Origin of the sequence: Sodalis sp. dw_96, from assembly GCF_018449575.1 — a bacterium.
Lineage (GTDB): Bacteria > Pseudomonadota > Gammaproteobacteria > Enterobacterales > Enterobacteriaceae > Acerihabitans.
The window spans coordinates 265,605-290,885 of record NZ_JAAVUT010000001.1 but is presented as its reverse complement, the minus strand read 5'-3'; the positions used below and the strand labels follow the sequence as shown (position 1 = coordinate 290,885).

Annotated in this window: 18 protein-coding genes and 1 pseudogene; 17 read left to right on the top strand and 2 right to left on the bottom strand. The window is 58.9% G+C overall.

Annotation, left to right across the window (positions count from 1 at the left end; all coding sequences use genetic code 11):
* Positions 1-215: 215 nt before the first annotated feature.
* Entirely contained in the window at positions 216-809 is a 594-nt protein-coding gene (locus HB631_RS01265) for a hypothetical protein (RefSeq protein WP_213989341.1), read from the top strand.
* Positions 810-982: 173 nt separating this feature from the next.
* On the opposite strand, the pseudogene nirB reads toward HB631_RS01265, so the two are convergent.
* Both nirB and HB631_RS01255 read right to left on the bottom strand, forming a co-directional pair.
* A pseudogene (nirB, locus tag HB631_RS01260) lies at positions 983-3,916 on the bottom strand (nitrite reductase large subunit NirB); the annotation flags it as partial.
* 248 nt (positions 3,917-4,164) lie between these two features.
* Positions 4,165-5,448 carry a nitrate regulatory protein gene (locus HB631_RS01255; RefSeq protein WP_213989339.1) on the bottom strand — a complete coding sequence of 428 codons (1,284 nt, stop codon included), beginning with the start codon at positions 5,446-5,448 and terminating at the stop codon, positions 4,165-4,167.
* Positions 5,449-5,967: 519 nt separating this feature from the next.
* Between HB631_RS01255 and HB631_RS01250 the strand changes: the two genes are divergently transcribed.
* The 16 genes from HB631_RS01250 to HB631_RS01175 all read left to right on the top strand — a co-directional run bounded on the left by HB631_RS01250 (position 5,968) and on the right by HB631_RS01175 (position 25,142).
* The gene (locus HB631_RS01250; protein WP_213989338.1) at positions 5,968-7,350 is read left to right on the top strand and encodes a D-arabinono-1,4-lactone oxidase; all 1,383 of its coding nucleotides are present in this window, start codon (positions 5,968-5,970) and stop codon (positions 7,348-7,350) included.
* A gap of 105 nt (positions 7,351-7,455) precedes the next feature.
* A complete protein-coding gene (locus HB631_RS01245) occupies positions 7,456-8,295 on the top strand; it encodes a glycosyltransferase family 8 protein (protein WP_213989337.1) in 840 nt (279 codons plus the stop codon).
* A gap of 308 nt (positions 8,296-8,603) precedes the next feature.
* The gene (locus tag HB631_RS01240) at positions 8,604-9,335 is read left to right on the top strand and encodes a GntR family transcriptional regulator (protein WP_213989336.1); all 732 of its coding nucleotides are present in this window, start codon (positions 8,604-8,606) and stop codon (positions 9,333-9,335) included.
* Entirely contained in the window at positions 9,332-10,099 is a 768-nt protein-coding gene (locus HB631_RS01235) for an ABC transporter ATP-binding protein (RefSeq protein WP_213989335.1), read from the top strand. Before HB631_RS01240 ends, HB631_RS01235 begins: the two co-directional genes overlap by 4 nt.
* Positions 10,099-10,872: an ABC transporter permease gene (locus HB631_RS01230; protein WP_213989334.1), complete on the top strand. Its 774-nt coding sequence runs from the start codon at positions 10,099-10,101 to the stop codon at positions 10,870-10,872. Before HB631_RS01235 ends, HB631_RS01230 begins: the two co-directional genes overlap by 1 nt.
* Positions 10,873-10,877: 5 nt before the next feature.
* On the top strand, positions 10,878-11,870 hold the full coding sequence (locus HB631_RS01225; RefSeq protein ID WP_213989333.1) for an ABC transporter substrate-binding protein: 993 nt from the start codon (positions 10,878-10,880) through the stop codon (positions 11,868-11,870).
* 12 nt (positions 11,871-11,882) lie between these two features.
* The gene (locus HB631_RS01220) at positions 11,883-12,899 is read left to right on the top strand and encodes a zinc-binding dehydrogenase (protein WP_213989332.1); all 1,017 of its coding nucleotides are present in this window, start codon (positions 11,883-11,885) and stop codon (positions 12,897-12,899) included.
* Between the two features lie 550 nt (positions 12,900-13,449).
* Positions 13,450-13,866, top strand: a complete 417-nt coding sequence (locus HB631_RS01215; RefSeq protein ID WP_213989331.1) for a PaaI family thioesterase — start codon at positions 13,450-13,452, stop codon at positions 13,864-13,866.
* Positions 13,867-13,875: 9 nt separating this feature from the next.
* On the top strand, positions 13,876-14,664 hold the full coding sequence (locus HB631_RS01210) for a VOC family protein (RefSeq protein WP_213989330.1): 789 nt from the start codon (positions 13,876-13,878) through the stop codon (positions 14,662-14,664).
* Positions 14,661-16,196: a class I adenylate-forming enzyme family protein gene (locus HB631_RS01205; protein ID WP_213989329.1), complete on the top strand. Its 1,536-nt coding sequence runs from the start codon at positions 14,661-14,663 to the stop codon at positions 16,194-16,196. Before HB631_RS01210 ends, HB631_RS01205 begins: the two co-directional genes overlap by 4 nt.
* 88 nt (positions 16,197-16,284) lie before the next feature.
* Positions 16,285-17,907, top strand: coding sequence for a gamma-glutamyltransferase family protein (locus tag HB631_RS01200; protein ID WP_213989328.1), 1,623 nt, complete (start codon positions 16,285-16,287; stop codon positions 17,905-17,907).
* A gap of 102 nt (positions 17,908-18,009) precedes the next feature.
* Positions 18,010-18,498 (top strand): Rrf2 family transcriptional regulator, encoded by a 489-nt coding sequence (locus tag HB631_RS01195; RefSeq protein WP_213989327.1) that lies wholly within the window; start codon positions 18,010-18,012, stop codon positions 18,496-18,498.
* Between the two features lie 284 nt (positions 18,499-18,782).
* A complete protein-coding gene (locus tag HB631_RS01190; RefSeq protein ID WP_213989326.1) occupies positions 18,783-19,982 on the top strand; it encodes an efflux RND transporter periplasmic adaptor subunit in 1,200 nt (399 codons plus the stop codon).
* Positions 19,983-20,004: 22 nt separating this feature from the next.
* Positions 20,005-23,157 (top strand): efflux RND transporter permease subunit, encoded by a 3,153-nt coding sequence (locus tag HB631_RS01185; RefSeq protein ID WP_213989325.1) that lies wholly within the window; start codon positions 20,005-20,007, stop codon positions 23,155-23,157.
* Between the two features lie 172 nt (positions 23,158-23,329).
* Positions 23,330-24,055 (top strand): dihydromonapterin reductase, encoded by a 726-nt coding sequence (folM, locus tag HB631_RS01180; RefSeq protein WP_218626909.1) that lies wholly within the window; start codon positions 23,330-23,332, stop codon positions 24,053-24,055.
* Positions 24,056-24,092: 37 nt separating this feature from the next.
* The gene (locus HB631_RS01175) at positions 24,093-25,142 is read left to right on the top strand and encodes a hypothetical protein (RefSeq protein ID WP_213989324.1); all 1,050 of its coding nucleotides are present in this window, start codon (positions 24,093-24,095) and stop codon (positions 25,140-25,142) included.
* Positions 25,143-25,281: the final 139 nt, after the last annotated feature.

Below are 25,281 nucleotides of genomic sequence, written 5' to 3'. Positions count from 1 at the left end.
ATGATAATGTAAAGAGATCTGTGAGTGGGTAAGCATGCGCTCGTTCTCTGTGTGTCTCACCCATGAGATATTTTTAAAAAGATGAGTACAGGTTTATCGTAAAAAGATAATCTGACAATATATTTTTTCTTAAATATAAAAACAGATACGATTTTCTATCATAGCGCTGATATGCTGCTTATTAAATCCTTTAACCAGTTAGGAGAGCATTAATTATGCGACTAGCGGAATATTTAACCTGTTGTCCCAAGCAAGATTTTTCAGATGGCAATGCCAGGATGAGAAACTTGGACTGGGTTCCTAATTATCACGGTGAATGGGCAGGTTGGGCCAGAGAAGCCTGGGGTGAGGAAAAAAGAAACCGACAAGTCGCTTATGACAGAATAATGAATTGTTATAACCATCGGCAGGAAGAACTTGATTTATCCCATCTCAGCCTGCGCTGCCTGCCGATATTACCCTCTTTTGTGAAAATCCTCAATGCCAGCCACAATAAGCTCACCGCTTTGCCTTTACCCTACCCTGATCAGATGGTAAAAATCGATCTGAGTTATAATAAAATTGAAAAATTACCCCGGAAGTTACTCCTTCAGGTGCAGGAATTAATTTTAATCGGGAATCCCCTTAGCAAAAAGTTCATAAAGTCATTGCATTTCGATTTTATGGACAATGTGAAGTTTGAGGATAACACCTCAGTACCCCATTACCCTTCCCAGCCTATTTTTAAGGCCAATATAAGTTGGTTAAGCTTACAGGTAAGTCAATTATGTTCAAAAAAACGGCTGAAAATTGACGAACCAGGCGACTAATCATGCATTCAGCCACTCTTTCAGCGCCGATCCCGCCACGCCGTCATAGTATCCAGTGAGACAAGGCGGTGGCGGAGTTCGCTAAGAAAGTTGTATGGGCACGATCCGGCAATAGATCTTTCCCCGAATTATTCAGGATTTAAAAAGCGGGCCGGATGAACAGCCCGCCGCCGTCAGCAGGCAATTTCCTCATCCGGGATATCCGCCGCGGCCAGGGGCTGGCTTCCAACCCAGATCTGACCCTGTTCCACTTTCACCGGCCAGGCGTTTACCCGCAGGGCGCTATCGTCGGGGCTGATGCCATCGCGCAGGCGAAACCGTTTTTTATACAGCGGAGAGATGGCCACCGGTTCTCCGGCGATATCGCCGATAATGCCCCGGGACAACACGTTAGCGCCGCTGCCCGGCTCGAGGTTGTCGAGGGCGTAGACCTGCTGCCGGGATTGCGGCAGATAAAACAGGGCAATCTGCCGCTGCGCCACCCGTACGGCAATGCCGGCGTTGGCGGGGATATCCGCCAGTTTGCCTACCGGATGCCATTGATCGTCGCCGGCCACAGACGTTGCCGGTACGACCGGCGCGGTATCCGCAGCGGGTTTCTCTTCAATGCGGGCCGGGCGGATTTGTCCCCGTTCGGGCACCATGACCACCGCTTCGTCGGGGCTGTCGCTGTTGAGGAACGCGCGAAACAGCGGCAACCGGTCGGGGCTTTCGAGCGTGGTATGCCATTCGCATTGGTAACTGTCAACCACCCGCTGCATTTCCCGGTCCAGTTCATCCACCAGCTGCAAGCTGTCCCGCAGGATAACCTCTTTAAGGTAATCTACCCCACCTTCCAGATTGTCCAGCCAGGTGCTGGTGCGTTGCAGCCGGCCGGCGGTGCGGATATAAAACATCAGCACCCGATCGACGGTGCGTATCAGCTGGTCGGCGTCCAGGTCGCTGGCGAACAGGTCGCCATGGCGGGGTTTCATGCCGCCGTTGCCGCAGATATAGAGATTCCAGCCTTTGTCGGTGGCGATGACGCCGATATCCTTGCCCTGCGCTTCGGCGCACTCACGGGTACAGCCGGAGACGCCCAGTTTAAACTTGTGCGGCGAGCGCAGCCCCTTGTAGCGGTTCTCCAGCCGAAGCGCCAGTGCGGTGGAATCCTGGACGCCGAACCGGCACCAGGTGGATCCGACGCAGGATTTTACCGTACGCAGGGATTTGCCATAGGCATGGCCGGTTTCAAAGCCGGCATCCACCAATTCCCGCCAAATGTCGGGCAGTTGCTCCAGGCGGGCGCCGAACATGGCGATGCGTTCCCCGCCGGTCATTTTGGTATAGAGGTCGTAACGCTGCGCCACCTGGCCGATGGCGATAAGCCCCCGGGGAGTAATCTCCCCCGCCGGTATGCGGGGTATCACCGAATAGGTACCGTCTTTTTGAATATTGGCGAAGAAGCGATCGTTGGTATCCTGCAGCGGCAGATGCTCGGGTTGCAGCAAATAGTCGTTCCAACAGGATGCCAGAATCGACCCCGCCAGCGGCTTGCAGATTTCACAGCCGATGCCCCGGCCATGGCGGCTGATAAGCTCGTCGAAGGTTCGGATGTTATTGACCCGCACCAGGTGGTAGAGCTCTTGCCGCGAATAGGGGAAGTGTTCGCAGACGTCCTTTTTCACCTCCACCCCCAACTGTGTGAGCTGGTATTCCATGATCTGTTTCACCAGGGGGACGCAGCCGCCGCAGCCGGTTCCGGCTTTGGCGCGGGCTTTGACGGCATTGAGATCGACGCAGCCGTCTTTTACCGCTGCGCAGATATCGCCTTTGCTGACGTTATGACAGGAACAAATCTGCGCCTGGTCGGGCAAGGCCGCCACGCCGAGGGCCTTGTTGGCCTGGCCGTCCCCCGCAGGCAGGATCAGACTTTCCGGATGGGGCGGCAGCGTCATCTGATTGAGCGCCATTTGCAGCAGAGTATTGTAATCGCCGCTGTCCCCCACCAGCACCGCACCCAGCAAATGCTTGCCGTCGGCGGAAACAACGATCTTTTTGTAAATTTCCCTGGGGCCGTCGGTCCACTGATAGGATTGACTGCCGGGCGTACCGGCCAGAGAGTCCCCCACCGAGGCCACTTCCACCCCCAGCAGTTTAAGCTTGGTGCTCATGTCTGAACCGTGAAAAACCGCGTCCCGTTGCGCCAGCATAGCGGCGGCTGTGCGTGCCATTTGGTATCCCGGCGCCACCAGGCCAAAACTGCGCCCCTGCCAGACCGCGCATTCGCCGATGGCGAAAATATCCCCATCGGAGGTCAGTGTCTGGTCGTTGATCACGATGCCGCCGCGCGCACCGATTTGCAGGCCGCACTCCCGGGCCAATTGATCCCGCGGCCGGATGCCGGCGGAAAACAGCACCAGGTCGGTATCCAATGTGTCGCCGCCGGCAAAACAGAGCCGCAGGCGACCGTGATTTCCCACCGTGATTTCCCGGGTATCCTTACCGGTATGTACCTGGACGCCCAGCGCTTCAATCTTATGCTTCAACATACCCGCGCCGCCCTCGTCCAGCTGTACCGCCATCAATCGCGGCGCAAATTCCACCACATGGGTTTCCAGTCCCAGTTGCCTGAGGGCATTGGCGGCCTCCAGTCCCAGCAGGCCGCCGCCGATCACCACGCCGATTTCCGAACGGCGCGCCCGGGCGGCGATGGCGTCCAAATCATCCAGGGTACGGTAAACCAGGCAGCCCTCGCGCTCGCTGCCGGCAATGGGGGGCACAAATGCATATGAACCGGTGGCGATAACCAGCTTATCATAGGCGGTTTCCTTGCTCTGGGCATCGGCGACGCAGCGGCGCGCCCGATGGATATGGGTGATTTCCCGGGCGCTGCGCAATTCGATGCCGTTGTCGACAAAAAATCCCGGTTCCACCAGCGACAGGGACTCCGCGCTGCGTCCGGAAAAATATTCCGACAAATGAACCCGGTCGTAGGCCGGATAACGCTCCTCGCCGAATACCACAACCCGGTAGCGTCGGTGCAGGTCCTGCTCCACCAGTTGTTCCAGGAAATGATGACCCACCATGCCGTGGCCAATAACAATTAATACCGGTTTACTCATGACATCAGTCCTTGCAACCCACGGCCGCCTTTTACCCAGGGGAAAATCACCGGACGGCAGCCCCTGAAAAACAAAAAAGGCGCCCACAGCCATACGAATAATCGTATGCCTATGGACGCCTTTGCCCTTTTGCGTCCCGCGAACCCTCATTGGCCCGCGGAACTGAATGTGTGATTTGACGGCTCGCCGCTTGTCGGCCGCCCGGTGGAAATATCCCCGGGCTGCTGAAACTGCCGCGTTATCTCAAGGGGTTAACCTCTTCGTCCCTCCGGATGATTGGGCAACACCTCGGCGATAGTCAGCACCGCGGCGGCAATGTCGATGAGTTTCCTGTTCTGGCTCATCGCCAGCCGACGCAGGGTAGTATAGGCTTCTTCCTCGCTCAATCCCCTGTGCTGCATCAATAAACCCTTTGCCCGTTCAATCTGCTTGCGTTCATCCAGGGTGACGCGCAGGGCGGAAAGTTCCTGGTCCAGAGACTGCAGACGCCGATCCTGTTGCCGGATCAGGGTCAGCAGCGACCGGCCCAGCCGCGGGCGCAGCCCCTCCCCATGCAGCCAGACTTCGTCATTGCCGGCGACAAATACCGCATAGTCCGGCGGCTGCTCCCCCTGGCGGCGCATCAGGGTTTCGATATCCGCCTGCTGGTCATGGCAAGCCCGCTCCGCGGCGTCAATACACCCTTGGCACTGCTCCATCAGCACCCGTTCCAATCCGTCCTCTATCTGTTTCATCCCGTCCAGGCGCCGGCTCGCCAGAGTAAACCAGCTCAGGCTTTCCTCTTCCGGCGAGGATCCCGCCACTGTGCGGGTACAGGCTATCCTCCGCAGACGCTCGAAGCCGCTGTCCGTCGTCTGGCTTGAGAAGCGTTGCGCATTCGCCTCATCGGCGAAATCGCGAAACCGTTCAAAGCACCGTTCCTGGCTGTCAATCAGCTCCGCCATGCGCCGGCGGCTGTCATCGTCAAAAAGTCCGGCGGCGAAGGCGGCGGCCCCCACCGCCCTCTCTTGCCCGGCAAACTCCTTGCCCTGCATAAAACTGAGCATGGCAATCAGAGCCCGCGCCACGGCCGGTTCGGCGGCGGTATCCGTTACCTCGGAAACCAGCGCCAGCAAATGGCGGATAATATCGTTGAAAAACGCCGTCATTTTCGGCTGCGGCAGGGCGCGCTCGAGGATTTGCCGCCGCAGGGGCGACAGCACGCTCAGGGCGTAAATAACGCTGGCCACGCCGCTGAACAGGCGTGACGACTGCGGCAGGGCCGCCGTGGATTTTTCAAGCTGCGCCAAGGAGTCCATAACCGGACCCTGGGCGACATCCGTCTCGCTGACCCGGCGGGCAAGCTCATCGGCAAAACGAGGCCCCGTGGAGCAGAGATAAAGGTTGGATGCTCCGCGCTCGCATTGCAGCGTGTGGATAAGCTGGCTCACTTTCCCCACCAGTTCACCGTTTTTCAGCAAATAACGCAGATTGTTGAGTTCGCACTGGCGCGAAGCCAGGAGAAAATGAATTGCTGTGGAAGAGTCTGCACGCATGGAGGATGTCCGTCCGGATAAAACACATATTTATAAGGGCATGTTATCAAGTGCACGCTTTAGACCAGCTCATTAAGCCGGATATATTAATAATATGATTTTAATCATTTTTTCGTAGATCGCGCGACGTATTCCGTCAATATTACTCCATCTGCCTGCCCTCGTGCCACCGGTACGGCTCTCCCCCCGACTTCCCTCGCTATTACCGGCACGCCGATAAATGGTCTACGCTACTCTTTAGCGGCATAATAAATATTTCGCCCGGATTTGGCGTTGAAAAACAGGCCGCGGCAGTGAATAGCGAACGTAACTAATCATCAAGAACGTAACTAGTCATCAAGAACGTAACTGGTCATCAAGAACATAACTATGCATAACGAAAGCAGCTAGACCTGACGAGCGCAATAACCCTGACATTGGCGCACACGACCTCTCTGCCGCCGATGATGTTGATAAGGTGGCATGGTAACCCGGTTTTCACGCGCATTATCCATCGAATTCACTCACGGAGCAGGTGTGATGGCACAAGAACGAGAGATTTATCCTCGCAGACATCCCCAACTGGCGGAGAGCGACCCGCAGGTTTGGAATTGGGCACAGAATTATCCCGTAGGCGCGCGGGCGGCGGTACAGCGTCCTGAAAATGAAGCGCGGCTGCAAAAAATCATCGCCGCCTGCCAGGGCAAAATAAAGGTGATGGGCAGCCGCCTGTCCCCCGGCGAACTGCTGCATATCCGGGGACCGCGGGATACCCTTATCGATCCTTCGGCCCTGTCCGGGTTGCTGGCTTCAACGGCGGATACGGTAACGTTTGCCGCAGCCACTCCCCTGCAGGAGATCTACCGGACGCTGACGGAGATGGACCGGATGTTGCCCTGTTCGCCGGGGGTCATTGCGCTGCAAACCCTGGCCGGCGCCATCGCCACCGGCACCCACGGTCAAGGATTGGAGCAAAGCTCCCTGGCGGACGAGGTCCTGCGTATCCGCATGATTCGCGGCGACGGGGAAATGATCGAATTCACCTCCGAGGATCCCCGTTTCGGTGCGGTGCAACTGGCCCTCGGCGCCCTGGGCGTCATGACTGAAATCACCCTGCGCACCTGGCCGGCGCGTCTCTATACTTGCCAGAAAAGCGCCTCCGGCGCGGAGCATCTGCACAGCAAGCTTTATGAATGGAATGAAGCGTTCCCCTTCAATAAAGCCTGGTGGTTTCCCGCCGAAGATCAGGTGCATGTCTGGTGCGCCCGTAACGCAACCGCTGACGAAGAGCAGCGCTACCAGCTCAACAAAAGACAGCCGGTAATCCGCCCCACCCGCGACAGCAGCCTGAATGACACGGTGGAACGAACCCTGCGCCATATGCAGGACGACACCAAAATAAAAGAAAAAGAGGGCAAACCCTACCAGACCGTCACTCGCTTCAAGGACTTTTCCGACGTTACCGGCGATATCAATCAGCTCTTTTGCCGGGGTATCGCCACCCCGCAAATCAATATTGAAATCGGTATTCCCCTGCACCGCGCCGGCCAGGTTATCAATAAGATAAAGCAGTGGCACAACGACACCAGCCCCCATATGCATTATCCCATTATTCTCAGGTGTACCGGCCCCTCCGCCGCCTGGCTGAGTCCGGCCTATGGCGAAGCCACCTGTTTTTTCGGCTTTGTGGTCTATTACGCCGAGGACGGTTCATTGTCGCCGGACGGCGTGCGTTTTATTAACGCCGCTGAAAAATTGCTGGCACAAGAAGGGGGACGCCCCCATTGGGGGAAATATTACGATAAAGATCGCTATCACTGGCGGGAATTATATCCCCAATGGGAGCATTTCCGTCGGGTAAAAGCCGCCTTGGATCCCGAGGGGAAATTCGCCAACGATTTTATCACCGATCTTTTTCAATAGCGTTTTTCCAATGACGATTTTGCCAATACGTTTTTTCGTCAAAACGCTCTTTACTCTAGACTTCTTTTCCAATAAAAAGTCACCCTCTGACCGGAGGAAAAAATCATGCCCGCATGGATAACGTTATTAACTCAGCCGTCCTATTTACAGGGTGTCAGAACCCTGCGTAAATCTCTAGAAAATAACCGTACCCGTTATCCCCTGGTAGTGATGGTGACGGAAAATATTGATGAATCCACCCGCCGGTTATTAACTGATGAAGGCTGCCTGGTGCGTCAGGTAAAGCCCGTCGCCCCCAATCCAGAGGTGCCGGGCAGTTACGCTAACCCCCGGTTTTCGGAAGTCTGGACCAAACTGGCGGCCTGGCGGATGACGGAGTTCGGACGGCTAGCCTTTGTGGATGCCGATATGCTGGTGGTGAAAAACATGGATGAAGTCTTTGATTTCCCTTTGCCGGACGGACATATTGCCGCCTGCCACGCCTGCCGCTGCAACCCGCATCGCATCGCCACCTATCCCAGTGACTGGGTGCCGGAGAATTGTTTTTACAGCTACTTGCCAAAGCAAAACGGCGCGCCGCTGCCCCGGGAATTCCGCCCCTATTTCAATTCGGGCTTTATGCTGATAACGCCGGACGACCGTACCGCGGCCGAGCTGGAGAACAAGGTTGCCGCCATTCGCTCACTCGCCGCGTACCCTTTTCCCGAACAGGATTTATTGAATGAGTATTTCACCGGACGCTGGCTGCCGTTGCCTTATATTTATAATGCATTAAAAACCCTTGCCGTGCAGCATGCCCCTCTGTGGAATATTTTTGAGGTTAAAAATCTCCATTATATTCTCTCCAAACCGTGGCAAGACAATACCCCGCCTGACCAGGCTGATCCCTATTACCCACTGCATCAGCTGTGGTGGAAAACCTATCAGCAAATCTGCGAAGATTAGCGTCGTCAGCGCTATTGCCATTTCCTTTGATTTGGCAATATCCTTTCCTATTTTCGATAAAAGACCTCATTTTTGAAAGAACGCTCTTATGAGAATGATTAATTCCGTGACCGGTTCACAACTGCCGGATATTAACCTTTCTTGCTGCAAGGTTAATAGTCTGAGCAGCTCAGTAAAGTCTTTTTACAGCTAAGCAAATACATATTTGTTATTGGCGCGCTGGCTTATTTCCCTTTTAGACTGCCACTATGTTAAGCACCCCAGAGAGATCCTGTGAGCTGCTCACAAGATTAAGTAGAGACGGTCAGATGCCAGTAGATTTCAAGACGCCCGCTGTTCCGGCGGAAAAAGAGCTGTCATTGGGCGATAGCGCTTACCTGCATATTCGCCACGATATCTTGCGCTGCCGGTTATTACCGGGTTCGCTGATTACCGAGGCGGGATTAATGGAAATGTACCTGATTGGCAAAAGCAGCTGTCGGGTGGCGCTGGCGCGTCTGTGTCATGAGCATCTGGTGGAATCCCGCCCGCGCAAGGGCTATCGCATCGCCCCCATCACCGTACAGGACGTGGAAGAAATCTTCGCCCTGCGAGCCCAGCTTGAACCCCTGGCCGCCCGTCTGGCGGTGGGCAAGGTGGATATCAGTCTGCTGCGCCAATTGGAAGCCGCCTGCCGCGTTGAGCTGAAAGCGCCGTTGCCGGAACAGATCAATGTCTTTATGAACGCCAATAAGCGTTTTCATCTGGCCATCGTTGAAGCGTCGGGCAACAACCACCTGATCCGTACCCTCTCCAGCCTGATGGACGAAATGTCTCGGCTGGTGGCGTTGGGTTTCAATGTGCAAAAGGTCAAGCCGGAAATCAAACACGATCATAACGCCATGATTGCGGCATTCGAAGAAGGAGATGCCCGGCGGGTGGAGCTGATTGCCCGGCGCCATATCGAAACCTTTCAGGCCATGACGCTGGAAAAGGTCTACGCCACCCTGAGCAAAGAGGGGGCGCTGCTGCCCATTCTCGACAGGAGCCTGTTCCAATGAGCGTTTTGTTACAGGAATCGCGGGAGGCCGCGACGGAGATCATTCGCGTCGAGGGTATCGGTAAAAGCTTCGGACCCCTGCGGGTATTGGAGAATATCTCCTTCCAGGTGCGGCCGGGTGAAATCATCGCCCTGCTGGGGGCCTCCGGCTGCGGAAAAAGCACGCTGCTGAATATTCTCTCGGGCCTGCTGCCGCCGGATGAAGGGCAGATCCTTATTCAGGGCCAGCCCGCCTCACAATTCAACCGCTGGCAGACAGTCGGTTATCTGTTCCAGGAGGATCGTTTATTACCCTGGCGCACGGTGGGCAAAAACATCAATTTCGGTCTGGAAAACGGCGACTACGACCGCAAGGAACGGCAAAAACGGGTTAAGGACGTGCTGCGTCTGGTAAACCTGCAGGACTTCGAGCACGCCTGGCCGCACCAGCTATCCGGCGGTATGCGCAGCCGGGTGGCGCTGGCGCGCAGCCTGGTGGCGGAACCGGAAATTTTATTGATGGACGAGCCTTTCTCCAAGCTCGACCCGCAAACCCGCAGCGTAATGCATAACGAACTGCTGCGGATCCAGCGGTTAACCGCCATGACCGTGGTCATGGTGACCCACGATGTGGAAGAGGCGGTGGTGCTGGCGGACCGGGTGGTGATTTTGCGTCCCAACCCCGGCCATATTCACCATATCCACCCTATCTCCCTGCCCCATCCCCGAGTGCCCACCAGTCCCGAGGTAGCCGAACAGGCGCGGCTGTTAAGGCTGGAGGTTTAATGAAAGCGTACTCCCCGTTATTAACCCTGGTGGTCCAGCGGCTGGTGCTGATCGCCATTTTCGCCGTCGCCTGGTGGCTCGCCTCGCAGCGCATGCCGGCGTTCGTATTGCCCGGGCCGGACAAAACCTGGCAGGCGCTGATGGCGTTATGGCAAGGGCACCGGCTGTTCCATGATATCGGCATCACCTTTTCCCGGGTCTTGTCCGGCTTTTTGCTGGCCACGCTGGTGGGCACCCTGCTGGGACTGGCCCTGGGAGCCAATCGCCTCCTGGCGCAGTTTTTCGAACCCCTGCTGGCGGTATTCAATACCGTCTCGTCGGCGATTTGGGCCATCTTCGCCATTATCTGGTTCGGCATCTCCGACGCCACCACGATATTTGTGGTGTTTATGACCGCCATGCCGCTCATCCTCACCAATGTCTGGCAAGGGGCTCAAACCGTGGATGCCCACTATGTTGAGCTGGCCCACAGTTTTCGCATGGGTCGTCTGCAAACCCTGTGGAAAATTTATCTGCCCACCATTATGCCCTACTTCTTTTCCGGCGCCCGGCTGGCCTTCGGCTTCGGTTGGCGGGTATCGCTGGTGGCGGAAACCCTGGGCTCCTCCGACGGCATCGGCTACCGGCTGCGCCAGGCCGGCGATCTGGTGCAAACCGATCAGGTCTTTGCCTGGACCCTGCTGCTGGTGGCGCTGATGCTGCTGTTGGAAGGGGGCCTGCTAAAGCCCCTTGAACGTTACCTATTCCGCTGGAAACAGCGCACACGGGATTGAAAAACATGAAGAGATTTTTATTTACCGCCACCCTCGCCGCCGTCCTTGCCGTCGGCCTTCTGCCTGCCTTCGGTTCCCAGGGCGCGGATAAAATACGCATCGGTTACTGGACTAGCGGCGTCAGCCTGGGCTACGGCGCGGTGCTGGAAAGCCAGAATTTCCTTGCCAAACGGGGCATAGACGCCGAATTCGTGCATTTTCCCGATGTCAACGCGCCGATTAAAGCCCTGGCGTCCGGTTCCATCGACCTGGCCTTCGGCGCGCCCCTGGCCGGGGTATTCAGCACCGCCGCCGAAGGGGTGCCCATCAAGATTTTCGCCGCCACCCAGCCGGCGGATGTGCAGTTCGTCGTGCCGGCCGGCTCCCCCATTACCAGCCTGAAACAGCTGGCGGGTAAAAAGGTCGGCATGTCGCCAGCGGGTTCGTCGGTGGCGGTGATAGCCGCCACGATTCTGCAGGAAAACTACGGCATAAAACCGGATGGATTTTCCCTGATTGGCGGCAATGAATCCCGGCTGGCCCAGTTCCTGGCGCAAAAGCAGATTGATGCCGCCGCCCTGCGCTCGTTAACCATCGATCAGCTTGACGAGCTGAAGGTCACCCCCATCGGCAGCTTCGCCGACGAATGGAAGAAACTTACCCACACCGACGCGGTGCCCTATATCGGCGTCGGCGCGGTACGCAGCGACTATCTCGCCATGCATCCCGACGCCGTGGCCCGGGTCATTGCCGCGCTGAAAGATACGTTGGCCTGGGGCCGTGCCAATCCCGACGCGGTAGTGGGCATTTTGCAAAAACAGGCCAACCTGCCCGAAAAAGACGCGCGGATTTATGTGGGGCGCTGGGACAGCATGAACCGGCTCACTTTTGAACCGGCGGATATCGACACGCTGAAGCGCCAGCACAGCGTATTTTTGCAAAGCGGCGCCATCAAGGGGGAGTTGAAAGACGACCTGTTCGATAACCGTCCTTATCTGGCCGCCAAATCCATTAAATAATAGGAGTCTGTTGTGACCGATACCATGAAAGCCTTAGTCCTGACCCAGCACGGCGACCTCGATGCGCTGCGGGTGGTTACTGATAAACCGCGCCCGACCGCCGCCGCAGGTCACGTGGTGATCCGGGTGGGCGCCTCCTCGTTCAACTACCACGACGTTTTTACCGTGCGCGGCATGCCGGGCATCAAAGTGCCCCTGCCGGTGGTTATCGGCCTTGACCTGGCGGGTACCGTCACCGAGGTGGCGTCGGATGTAAGCGACTGGAAAGTCGGCGACCGTGTGCTGGTCAATCCGCTGAAACCGGGCGTGGGCCTGATGGGTGAAATGACCGACGGCGGCATGGCGGAATATGCGGCGGTGGATGCCAAGCAGCTCATCTCCTTGCCGGCGGGTGTGGATTTTTCGCAGGCCGCGGCCCTGCCGGTGGCGTACGGCACCGCCCATCGCATGCTGATTACCCATAAGACCGTGAAAAAGGGCGATCGGGTGCTGATACTCGGCGCCAGCGGCGGCGTGGGCACCGCTTGCGTCATCCTGGCCAAGCATTTGGGAGCTGAAGTGATCGCCTGCGCCGGCAGCGAGGAAAAGGCCCGGGCGCTGAAGGCGCTGGGAGCGGATCATGTGGTGAATTACCGCGAAACGGATTTTGCCAAATGGGCCATCGAACATTACGGCAAACCGCAGCGCCGCGACTATGAAGGCGGGGTGGACGTGGTGATCAATTTCACCGGCGGCGAGACCTGGCGCCCTTCCCTCAAATGCCTGAAGCGGGGCGGCCTGCTGCTGGTGTGCGGCGCCACCGCCGGCTACGACCCGCAAGAAGACCTGCGTTATATCTGGAGTTTCGAACTTACCGTCAAGGGCTCCAACAGTTTTTACCAAGAGGACCTTTCCGCCCTGCTGGACATGATTGCCGACGGCTCAATCGACCCGCTAATCGACCGGGTATTGCCGCTGGAACAGGCGGCGGAAGGCCTGCGGCTCATTCGCGACCGCGAAGTGCTTGGCAAGGTAATTGTGACGCCGTAACAAATTAACGAAACCACGGAGCTCCCTGGCACGGTAGGACCGCTATCACGGCGGCCTGAACCGAACGTGTTAAAGGGAGACCGAGTTTGCCAAGGCCGGGTCGAAGCGGGCGTGGCTTTACCGCCCGCCGGAGCGCCCCACAGCACGGTAGGCCCGCTATCTCGGCGGTCTGGACCGAGCGTGTTAAAGGGAGACCGTGCTGATGGGGTCGAAGCGGGCATGGTTTTTCTGCCCGCCGGAGCGCCCCACAGCACGGTAGGCCCGCTATCTCGGCGGCCTGAACCGAGCGTGTTAAAGGGAGACCGTGCTGATGGGGTCGAAGCGGGCATGGTTTTTCTGCCCGCCGGAGCGCCCCACAGCACGATAGGCCCGCTATCTCGGCGGCCTGAACCGAGCGTGTTAAAGGGAGACCGTGTTTGCCAAGGCCGGGTCGAAGCGGGCGTGGTTTTACCGCCCGCCGGAGCGCCCCACAGCATGGTAGGCCCGCTATCATCGAACGTGACAGCGATCTCATGCGCCGTATTTATATTTTCAGATTGAGGAGTGTTATATGGCAGATATTCAGATTCCCGAACCCGCCGACGTGCAGGCCCGGCTGTTAAAAGGTCCTTATCACCAATGGCTGGGGCTGGAAGTCCTGTCCGTAGGTAAAGGGGAAATCAAGCTCCAGGCCCGCTTTCGCGACGAATGGGTGGTGAACGTGGCGGGCGGCTACATCCACGGTGGTATTCTCGCCGCGCTGGTGGACTTGACCGCCGATTGGTCGCTGGTGGCCTATACCGGCAAGGGCGTGCCCACCTTGGACTTGCGGGTGGACTATCACCGCCCGGCGCGGGGCGATTTAACCGCCATCGGCCAGGTTATCAAAGTCGGTAAACAATTCTCCAGCGCCGAAGCGCGGATTTACGACAGCGAGGGCGTACTGGTGGCCAGCGGACGAGGGCTTTACTCCACCGCCGCCGCCTGAGGAAATAACATGAACCTGTCCCTGGATCACCTGGTGATAAACAGCCACTTCGCCGTTGAAACGACGGCGGACATCTTCTGCGGGCTGGGGTTTACCCTGACCCCCCGCGGCGTCCACTCCCTGGGTTCGCTGAACTACCTGATGATGTTCCCCGGACATTATCTGGAACTGGTGGGCCTGCCGACCCAGGGTGATAAAATTCGCCGGGAGCTGCTGGATAGCCCGCCGGGTATCGACGGATTGGTCTTCACCAGCGACGGCGCCGAACAGACCGCCCGGCAGCTGAGCCAGGCGGGATTCCCGCTGCAGCCGGTGCAATCGTTCTCCCGCGAGGTAGTGAGCGGCGACGCGCGCGGAGTGGCCCGCTTTACCACCGTTCGCCTCGCCGCCGGTGAATTCCCCGCCGGTCGCGTCTATTTCTGCCAGCACCATACGCCTGAATGGGTCTGGCGCCCCGAATGGCTATCGCACCCGAACGGGGTCAGCGCCATCGACCGCCTGACCCTGGTGGCCGGCGACCCGCAACAACAGGAGCGGCACTACCGCCGGCTGGGCCACACTGATGAACGATTTCGGCTGCAAATCATTCACCCAACCGAATTCGCCCGCCGGTGCGGCGGATTAATCCAACCGCCCGCCGAGCGCGGCAGCCTGTTCGCCGCCATCCGATTGCGCGGCGGCGACGGCGAGCACATCGCCCGGGATGCGGCGGCCATGGGCCTGCCCATGCGCCGGGAGGGGGAACTGCTACAGGTTGCCCTGCCCGATTTATTGACCTTACTCGAGTTCTTGCCATGACAGCCATCACTTTGCCCAAGACAACCAATCTGGGAGCATTAATCTCTCCCGGCCAGGACGGCGGGCAACTGGCTTTTATCGCCCCGCTGGACGGCGGCGGCGACGAAAAGCTGACCTTCGGCGAACTGGACGCCAGGGCGGACGGCATTGGCCGCGCCCTGCTGGCACGGGGTTTTTCCCCCGGCGAACGTATCGCCATTCTCGGCCGCAATTCCATTGATTATGTCGCCAGCCTGCTGGGCATCCTGCGCGCCGGTCTGGTGGCGGTGCCCATCAACTTCAAATTTCCGGTGGAAACCCAGGAGAACATTTTACGCGACAGCGGCGCGCGACTGCTGCTGGGGGACAAGGAAAACCTGGCGGCCACGGGGTACGCTATCCCACGCGTGGTGTTCCGCTCCACGGAGGCGGACGGCCTGGGGGCGTTTGAAAACCCCGGCGCGCTGCCCCTGTTTAATCCCGCGCCGGGAGATCTGGCGCTATTGCTTTACACTTCCGGCTCCACCGGCATGCCCAAAGGGGTAAGACTGACCCATGCCAGCCATCTGTGGGTAGTGCGCAGCCGGCTGGCCAACCGGGAATTAACCGGCGAGCGGGTGCTGATTGCCGCGCCGTTGTACCATATGAACGCCCTGGCGCTGGTATTGCTGACCCTGGCCAGCCACGTCACCACCGTCCTGCTGCCCCAGTTCAGCGCCCCGGCCTATATCGATGCCATAAGCCGCTATCGCTGTACCTGGCTGACCGCCGTCCCGCCGATGATTGCCATGATGCTGCGGGAAAAAGCCCTGTTGCAGCACAGCGACCTGTCCAGCGTACGGGTGGTGCGCATGGGCTCGGCGCCGGTGAACGCCACCCTTTACGCGCAAATCGGGCAACTGCTGCCGTCGGCCCGCATCATCAATGCCTTCGGCACCACTGAAGGAGGCCCGGTGGTGTTCGGTCCCCACCCGGAGGATCTCCCCACCCCCTTGCAATCGTCAGGGTATCCCCATCCCGAAGTCCAGGTTCGCCTGCGGGACAGCGAGGGCAACCTGACGGGGCATACCGGCGTGCTGGAAATGAAAAGCCCCGGATTGATGCAGGGATACCATCAGCGTCCCGATATTAAACCACCGTTTACCGACGACGGTTTTTATATTACCGGCGATGTTTTCAGCCGTGACGAAAACGGCTTTTATACTTTTGTCGGCCGCGTGGACGATATGTTCGTCAGCGGCGGGGAAAATATCTACCCCGGCGAGGTGGAGCAAATCATCGAACGGCACCCTTCGGTGCAGCAGGCCTGCGTGGTGCCGGTGACGGACGAGATCAAGGGAACTAAACCCACGGCCTGGGTGATTCTGCGGCCGGGGTACACCGCCACCGGGGAGGAACTGAAGCAGTTCACTTTGCGCCATGGCGCCGCCTATCTCCACCCGCGGCATATCTGGCTGGTGGACAGCTTTCCCCTTGCCGGTTCCAATAAAGTGGACAGGCGGGCATTACGACTGGAAGCCGAACGGCTGGTCCGGCGGAATGCCGGTGGTTAAACGGGCCCACCCTATACGACGAAAACGGCTTTTTAAATAACGCATCGCCCGTGCGCTAGGCGCACCTCTTACGATAACGGAGCACCCTATGAGCTTTGATTGGCATAACCCCTATCTCACCACCCGTGCGCCGTTATTCGCCCGCAACGTGGTGGCGACGTCGCATCCCATCGCCGCCCAGGCCGGCAATCGCGCTCTGCTGGATGGCGGTAACGCCGTGGACGCCGCCATTGCCGCCGCCGCCACCTTAACCGTGGTTGAACCCATCTCCAACGGACTGGGCAGCGATGCCTTCGCGCTGGTATGGGACGGTGCGCAGCTGCACGGTCTGAACGCCTCCGGACCCGCCCCCGCCGCCTGGAACCTGGATTTTTTTCGCCGGCGCTATGGCGAAGACGACCACGGACTGGCGCGGCGGCCGGAACGAGGCTGGGATGCGGTGACGGTGCCCGGCGCCGTGGCGGGCTGGGAGGCGCTGCACCGGCGGTTCGGTCGCCTCTCCTTTGCACAGCTGATGCATACCGCCATTGAAGTGGCGGAACGCGGCGTCACCATCGCGCCGATTGTCGCCCGCAAATGGCAGGCGGCGATCCCGATTCTTTCTGCTCAGCCCGGGTATGCCCAAACATTTATGCCCGCCGGACGCGCGCCGTCCATCGGGGAGAAATTTGTCTTCCCCGGCGCCGCCCGCACCCTGCGACTGTTGGCGGACCAGGGCGGACGCGCTTTTTATGAAGGGGAAGTCGCCGAAGGCATCGTGGCCTGGGCCGCACGTACCGGCGGCAGCATGACCCTGGACGACCTGGCCGCTTACCGTCCAGAGTGGGTAACGCCCATCAGCCGCGCCTATCGCGGCTATCAAGTGCATGAAATCCCCCCCAACGGCCAGGGCATCGCCGCGCTGATCGCCCTGGGGATTTTGGAACGCTTCGATTTGGCGGCGTTGCCGCTGGACAGCGCCCAAGCCCAGCATCTGCAAATCGAGGCCATGAAGCTGGCCTTTGCCGATGTCTACCGCTACGTGGCGGATCCGGCCTCAATGGAAATCACTCCCGCCGACATGCTGGCGGATGCGTATCTGGACCGCCGCGCGGCTATGATAGACCCGCGCCGGGCCGCCATACCCCAGGCCGGCAGGCCCGCCGCCGGCGGGACGGTCTATCTGAGCACCGCCGATGAGAGCGGGATGATGGTGTCGTTTATTCAATCCAATTATATGGGGTTCGGCTCCGGGGTGGTGGTGCCGGAATATGGCGTCAGCCTGCAAAACCGCGGCGCGGGATTCTCCAGCGACCCGCGTTCGGCCAACGTCGTGGCGCCGGGCAAACGGCCTTTTCATACCATTATTCCGGCGTTTCTCACCAAGGACGGCCAGGCGCAGATGAGTTTCGGCGTGATGGGGGGCGATATGCAGCCGCAAGGCCATGTCCAGACCCTGGTGCGGATGCTGGATTTCCATCAGCAGCCTCAGGCCGCTTGCGACGCTCCCCGTTGGAAAGTCAACCGTGATTTCACCCTGGATCTTGAATCCACCTTTGACCCGGCGGTGTCGGCGCAATTGCAGCGGCTGGGGCATCAGCTCCACACCATTAACGATCCTTATATGGATTTCGGCTCCGGCCAATTTATCTGGCGACTGTCAACCGACAGCGACCACGGTTATGTGGCCGCCAGCGATAGCCGCCGGGACGGACAGGCGGTGGGATTCTAATTTTTCAAATATCGCGGGGACTGGATTCTGGGCCGAAGATATGTAACTATTAAAAATTGATTTTAAGAATGCTGATTCTCCGGACAACGTGAGAATGAATACATGATTGATTTACGCTTTCCCACCGCCCTGCAAATGGTGCTGAGTGTCGCCAACGCGGAACAGAACGGTACGCGTGCCACCAGCGCCGTCCTTGCCACCGGTCTTCAGGCAAACCCGAGTTTTGTCCGCAAACTGATGGTGCCGCTGACACGGGGCGGAATTATTATTTCCACCCACGGCCGTCAGGGCTCCATCCACCTCGGCCGCCCGGCGGACCGGATTACCCTGCAGGATATTTATCTGTCGGTCACGGAAGACAAGCCGCTATGGGGCAAACGACCGGAAGCATCGCAGTGCTGCCTGGTGACGGCCAATACCGGCTGGTTTTTCGACTCGCTGGCCGGAGAAGCCGAACAGGCCTGCCTTGAGGTGCTGGCGCGGCGCACCGTGGCCGATGCCCTGCGGGAACTGCAGGAGAAGGACCGCCGCCCGTCATCACCGGACGCCGGCGCCGCGTCAATCCCCGTGAATCTTCCTCCGGCGGATTAGGCCGCCTCGCTGTCCCGCTTATTTCGCCATTACCGCCCTTTCGGGTAAAACAGTTTCTCAACTTTACTATAACGTAATGGACATAATAAACCCGAAGCAGCCCGCCTTGCCGGAGCGGCGCGTAATGTCCCCCTGTAAGAAAATTAAAAAGCAACAATAACACTTGCATTTTACCAACTGCCTTCCTACAATCTGCGCTTTAAATGTATTTATAATAGTTGCAATTAAATCATTGAGGATGCCGTCGAATTCCGCGCCATCTTCTTAACATCAGGGCCTCCTCCATGACAGACATTAACGCTTTTCGCTACCCCTTGGGACATGCCGGGTTTAGCCTGTTTTTACCGACGATGCTGCCGGCGATTCTGCTGGCGATGCAGCTAACGGGCTGCGATGCCGGCAGCGCGGTGCAAACCGCCCCGCCGCCGCCTTCCGTCAGCGTCGCTCCGGTTGTGCTTAAACAAATAGAACCTTTGGATACGTTTAACGGCCGCATCGAAGCGGTGCAAAGCGTCCAGCTCCGGCCCAGGGTGTCAGGTTATATCGACCGGGTGAATTTCAAGGAAGGCCAGGAAGTCCATAAGGGCGACGTGCTTTTTACTATCGACGATCGCACCTACCGCGCCTCGCTGGAACAGGCCAAGGCGGAGCTCGCCAGCGCCGTCACCCAGGCGAAGCTGACCCGCAGCGAATCGGGACGCACGGAAAAGCTGCTCAGCACCAGCGCCGTCTCGGCGGAAGAAGGTGAACAGCGGCGGTCCGCCGCGGAACAGGCCCAGGCCAATGTGCTCTCGGCACAGGCCGCCGTCGATACGGCGCAGCTCAATATGGATTTCACCCGCGTTACCGCCCCCATCGATGGCCGCGCCGGCAGCGCGCAGATTACCGCAGGCAACCTGGTCACCGCCGGCGACAGCGCCAGCGTGCTGACCACACTGGTCTCCCTGGACACCGTGTATGTCTATTTTGATGTGGACGAGAGTACCTATCTGCGTTATCAGGGCCTGGCCAGGGCCAACGGCGACAATCGTCCGCAGGAAGTGCATATCGCCCTGGTGGGGGAAGAGGGTTATCCCCACGGCGGCAAAATCGATTTCCTCGATAATCAGCTGGCCCCCAGCACCGGCACCATACGCATGCGCGCCCTGCTGGACAATCGCGATCGGCGCTTTACTCCCGGACTGTTCGCCCGCGTGCAGCTGCCCGCCAGCAACCGTTTCAACGCGGTGCTGATTGATGATAAAGCGGTGATAACCGACCAGGACCGCAAGTTTGTTTATGTGCTGGATAGCGCGGGCAAAGCGCAACGCCGCGATATCACGCCAGGCCGCGAATTTGAGGGATTACTGGTGGTACAGCAGGGCCTTGTCCCCGGCGATCGGGTGGTCATCGACGGCGTGCAAAAAATATTCATGCCCGGCATGCAGGTTAACGCCAAAAACGTGCCGATGACCTCGGCTTCAGCCGCCACCGTGCTTAACTAGGCCAGTCAAGGAACCCACTGCGATGGACTTTTCCCGGTTTTTCATCGATCGGCCGATTTTTGCCGCCGTCTTATCAATCATCATTTTTGTCACCGGCTTGATTGCCATCCCGCTATTGCCCATCAGCGAATACCCTGATGTGGTTCCCCCCAGCGTGCAGGTGCGGGCACAATATCCGGGCGCCAATCCGAAGGAAATCGCCGAAACGGTGGCAACACCGCTGGAAGAAGCGATTAACGGCGTGGAAAACATGATGTATATGAAATCCGTCGCCGGTTCGGACGGCGTCCTGGTGACCACCGTGACGTTCCGTCCCGGTACGGACCCGGACCAGGCGCAGGTGCAGGTGCAAAACCGGGTGGCCCAGGCCCAGGCCCGGCTGCCCGACGATGTGGTGCGCCAGGGCGTCACCACCCAGAAACAATCCCCCACCATGACCCTGGTGGTGCACCTGACCTCCCCATCGGGCAAATATGATTCTTTGTATTTGCGTAATTACGCCACCCTTAATGTCAAGGACGAACTGGCCCGCCTGCCCGGCGTCGGCCAAATCCAGGTGTTCGGCGCCGGTGAGTACGCCATGCGCGTATGGCTCGATCCGCAAAAGGTGGCCTCGCGCGGAATGACCGCCTCTGACGTGGTGGCCGCCATCCGCGAGCAGAATGTCCAGGTTTCCGCCGGTCAGCTGGGGGCCGAACCAATGCCCACCACCAGCGACTTCCTGTTATCCATTAACGCCCGGGGCCGGCTGGAAAACGAAGAAGAGTTCGGCAACATCATTCTGAAAAGCGGCGACGACGGCGAAGTGGTGCGGCTGCGGGACGTCGCCCGCATTGAAATGGGCGCCGGCAGTTACGCCCTGCGCTCCCAGTTAAACAACCAGGAAGCGGTGGGCATCGGTATATTCCAGTCTCCCGGCGCCAACGCCATAGACCTCTCCAACGCGGTACGGGCGAAAATGGCCGAACTGGCCACCCGCTTTCCCGACGGCATGACCTGGAAAGCCCCTTACGACCCCACGATTTTCGTGCGCGACTCCATTCGCGCCGTGATTCAGACCCTGTTTGAAGCGGTGATCCTGGTGGTATTGGTGGTTATCCTGTTCTTACAGACCTGGCGCGCGTCGATTATCCCGCTGCTGGCGGTACCGATATCGGTGATCGGCACCTTTTCGATCCTGTATTTATTGGGATTTTCCCTCAATACCCTCAGTCTGTTCGGATTGGTGCTGGCCATCGGCATCGTGGTGGATGACGCCATCGTGGTGGTGGAGAACGTCGAGCGCAACATCGCCGAGGGACGCAGCCCGGTGCAAGCCGCGCACCAGGCCATGCGCGAAGTATCCGGCCCTATCGTCGCCATCGCGCTGGTGCTGTGCGCGGTGTTTGTCCCCATGGCGTTCCTGTCCGGCGTCACCGGTCAGTTTTATAAGCAGTTCGCGGTGACCATCGCCATTTCCACGGTGATCTCGGCCATCAACTCCCTGACGCTGTCGCCGGCCCTGGCGGCCCTGTTGCTGAAGTCCCACGACGCGCCGAAAGACGTGCCGACGCGCCTCATAGACCATTTGCTCGGCTGGCTGTTCCGGCCGTTCAACCGCTTTTTCGCTTCCGGCTCCCACCGCTATCAGCGCGCCGTCGCCCGCACCCTCAACCGGCGCGGGGCGGTGTTCGCGGTCTATATCCTGCTGCTGGTGGGCGCGGGGGTGATGTTTAAAGCGGTGCCGGGCGGATTTATCCCTACCCAGGATAAACTCTACCTCATCGCCGGCGTGAAAATGCCTGAAGGGTCGTCCTTGGCCCGTACCGACGCGATCATCCGCAAAATCAGCGCCATAGGCATGAATACCGAAGGCGTCAGCGATGCGGTGTCGTTTCCGGGCCTTAATGCTCTGCAGTTTACCAATACGCCCAATACCGGCACGGTGTTTTTCGCCCTGAAACCCCTGAGCGAAAGGCATCGCACCGCGCTGGAGATCAATGCCGAAATTAACGCCAAAATCAGCCAGATTCAGGAAGGTTTCGCGTTTTCCATCATGCCGCCGCCGATCCTCGGGCTGGGCCAGGGATCCGGATATTCGCTTTATATCCAGGATCGCGCCGGACTGGGCTACGGCGCGTTGCAAAACGCGGTAAACGCCATGTCCGGCACCATTGCCCAGACGCCGGGGATGCAATTCCCCATCAGCGCCTATCAGGCCAATGTCCCGCAGCTGGACGCCCGCGTCGACCGGGACAAGGCCAAGGCGCAGGGCGTGCCGCTCACCGAACTGTTCGGTACGCTGCAAACCTATCTGGGCTCAACCTATATTAATGACTTTAACCGATTCGGGCGCACCTGGCAGGTCTTCGCCCAGGCGGACGCCCCGTTCCGCCAGAGTATCGAGGATATCGCCAATCTGCGCACCCGCAACAATAAAGGGGAAATGGTGCCCATCGGCAGCATGGTGACCCTGGGCACCACCTACGGGCCGGATCCGGTCATCCGTTATAACGGTTACCCGGCGGCGGACCTTATCGGCGATGCCAACCCGCGGATTCTCTCTTCCGCCCAGGCGATGGAAAAAGTCAGTGCAATTGCTTCCCATGTATTGCCCTTCGGCATGAACATCGAGTGGACCGATTTAAGCTATCAACAGTCCATTCAGGGCCATACGGCGCTGATTGTCTTCCCGGTGGCGGTACTGCTGGCGTTCCTGGTGCTGGCGGCGCTGTATGAAAGCTGGACGCTGCCGCTGGCGGTGATCCTGATTGTGCCGATGACCATGCTTTCGGCGCTGTTCGGCGTCTGGCTGACCGGCGGCGACAATAACGTCTTTGTCCAGGTGGGGCTGGTGGTATTGATGGGTCTGGCCTGTAAGAACGCCATTTTGATTGTGGAGTTCGCCCGCGAGCTGGAAATTCAGGGCAGGAGCATTGTCGACGCGGCGCTGGAAGCATGCCGTCTGCGGCTGCGGCCGATTGTCATGACCTCCATCGCTTTTATCGCCGGTACCGTTCCGTTGATTTTGGGCCATGGCGCCGGCGCGGAGGTGCGTGGCGTAACGGGCATCACGGTCTTTGCCGGCATGCTCGGTGTCACCTTGTTCGGTTTGTTCCTGACGCCGGTATTTTATGTCGCGCTGCGCGCCCTGGTCAGCCGTAAAACCGCCGCGAGGGAAAGCCTGACCGCCTGAGTTAAGGTCTGGGTTGAATAACTGCCTTAAAGAGTAGTGGAGCGCGGGAAATTTTTGTCGATATAATGTCTGAATGCCATGAGGCTATACAAAATAATTCGTGTTGCAGGAAAGCCGACGCACCCGCAGCGGGAAGTATGACGGTATAAGCCACTGACTTCAGGAGATTTGGTTGACAACGATAATCCCACCCGCGCCGGTACTCATCACCGGCGGTGCGCGCCGTATCGGTTTGGCGTTGGCGGAATCCCTGCTGCAACAGGGGATACCGGTCATCGTCAGTTACCGACGGCACTATCCGGCCCTTGATGGGCTCACCGCTCTCGGCGCCCACTGTATCCAGGCGGATTTTTCGGATAACCGCGGCATTTACGCCTTTGCCGACCAGGTCAAAGCCCACAGCGCCAAGCTGCGGGCCATCATCCACAATGCCAGCGCCTGGGTGGCGGAGAGCGAGGAGACACCGCCGGAAGACACCATGGCCGCCATGCTGCAAATCCACGTTTATACCCCCTATCTGCTTAACCTGGCCCTGGAATCCTGCCTGCGGGATCAGGGACACGCGGCGGCGGACATCATTCATATCACCGACTTCGCGGTGGAAAAAGGCAGCAAAAAACACATTGCCTACGCGGCCAGCAAGGCCGCGCTGGACAATATGACCCGCTCATTTGCCCGCAAGCTGGCCCCGGATGTCAAAGTCAACGCCATCGCTCCGGCCCTGATCCTGTTTAATGAACAGGACAACGAGGATTATCGCCGGCATGTGCTGAATAAAACCCTGATGAAGATTGAACCGGGGGAATTAGAGATTGTGAATTTGGTGAACTATCTGTTCAAAAGCCGTTATGTCACCGGCCAGACCCTGGGCTTGGACGGCGGCAGATGTTTGCGCTGAAAGATTTCAGCGAACGGTTAGTCCCGAGGTCGCCGCTATGGGCATCATAAGCGGCGATGACGCGCTGTTCCATCCCGGCAGCCTGTTGACAGGGGACGGCCATGTGGTGGCCCCCTACGATATCGAGCAGCAGCGGGATATCGGCGTATATCGCAGCCTTTATGCGCAGGCCGGTTTTTACAATGCCGCGGCGTCGGCATTCACCCTTGATTATCCGCGGCTGTCCGCGGTGCACATCGTCAACGGTATGGGAGTAGCCCTCGGCGATTCCATTATCGGCCTCACCGCCGTCGAGGCCCTGCGCTTTCTCAATCCCGCCCTGCGAACGGTGCTTTACCGGCCGGCCCGAGCGCCGGCCTATGTGGAATCGCTATATCACATGGCGGCCGGCATCATCGGGGAAATGCGCTGGCTGCCCCGGGGACTGGCGGAGCTGGCGGGGCCGGAGCCTCGTATCGATCTCGGCAATCATCTATTTTGGCCGGGCTTCGCCGCCATGCCGATGATTGACTTTTTTCTTCGCTCCCTGGGGGCCGATCCCGCCGCGGTGCCGCCGGGCCACAAAGCCAACCGCTGGCTGCAGCGGCTCTGCCTGCCGCAGCTCCCCGACTCCTGGCAGAATAATGATTACGTCTTGTTCTGCCCCGCAGCCAGTACCCCGCTGCGTTCCATTCCGGCGGTAATGCATAAAACCTTTGTGGCGTGGTTATGGCGGCGCTTCGCCTGCCCGGTGCTGGGCTTCGGTCCGCTCGACAGCCCCCATTACGTGGATATCGGCGAATTATCAACCGACACCCCGCAGTTCCTGTCCTGGATAAAACATGCCCGCTTCGTTCTCTCGTCGGATTCAGCGGCGGTCCATGCTGCGGCGGGTTTTGACGTGCCGTCGACGGCGATATTTACCTCTATCGCACCGGCGCTGCGGGTCAGGGATTACCGGTTATGCCAACCGATCGCCCTTGATGTGCCGGCGGTGCGCAACATGCACGCCAGCGCGCGCCCACAGGATATCGCCCTGCTGGAGCAGGCGTATAAAAACCTGGATGTAGAGTCCATCGCGCCTGTCGGCATAAACCTGCCTGCGTGAACCCACCGGCCAACACAACGTAGCCTGGGCCGGTCGACGTGGACTGATTATCAGGTATCCACCTCAGCCGCAGACCGATGCCGGCGCCGCATACCCTTCCGGGCCTTCCTGTGAATCACCGCCGACCTGCTGAACGGGC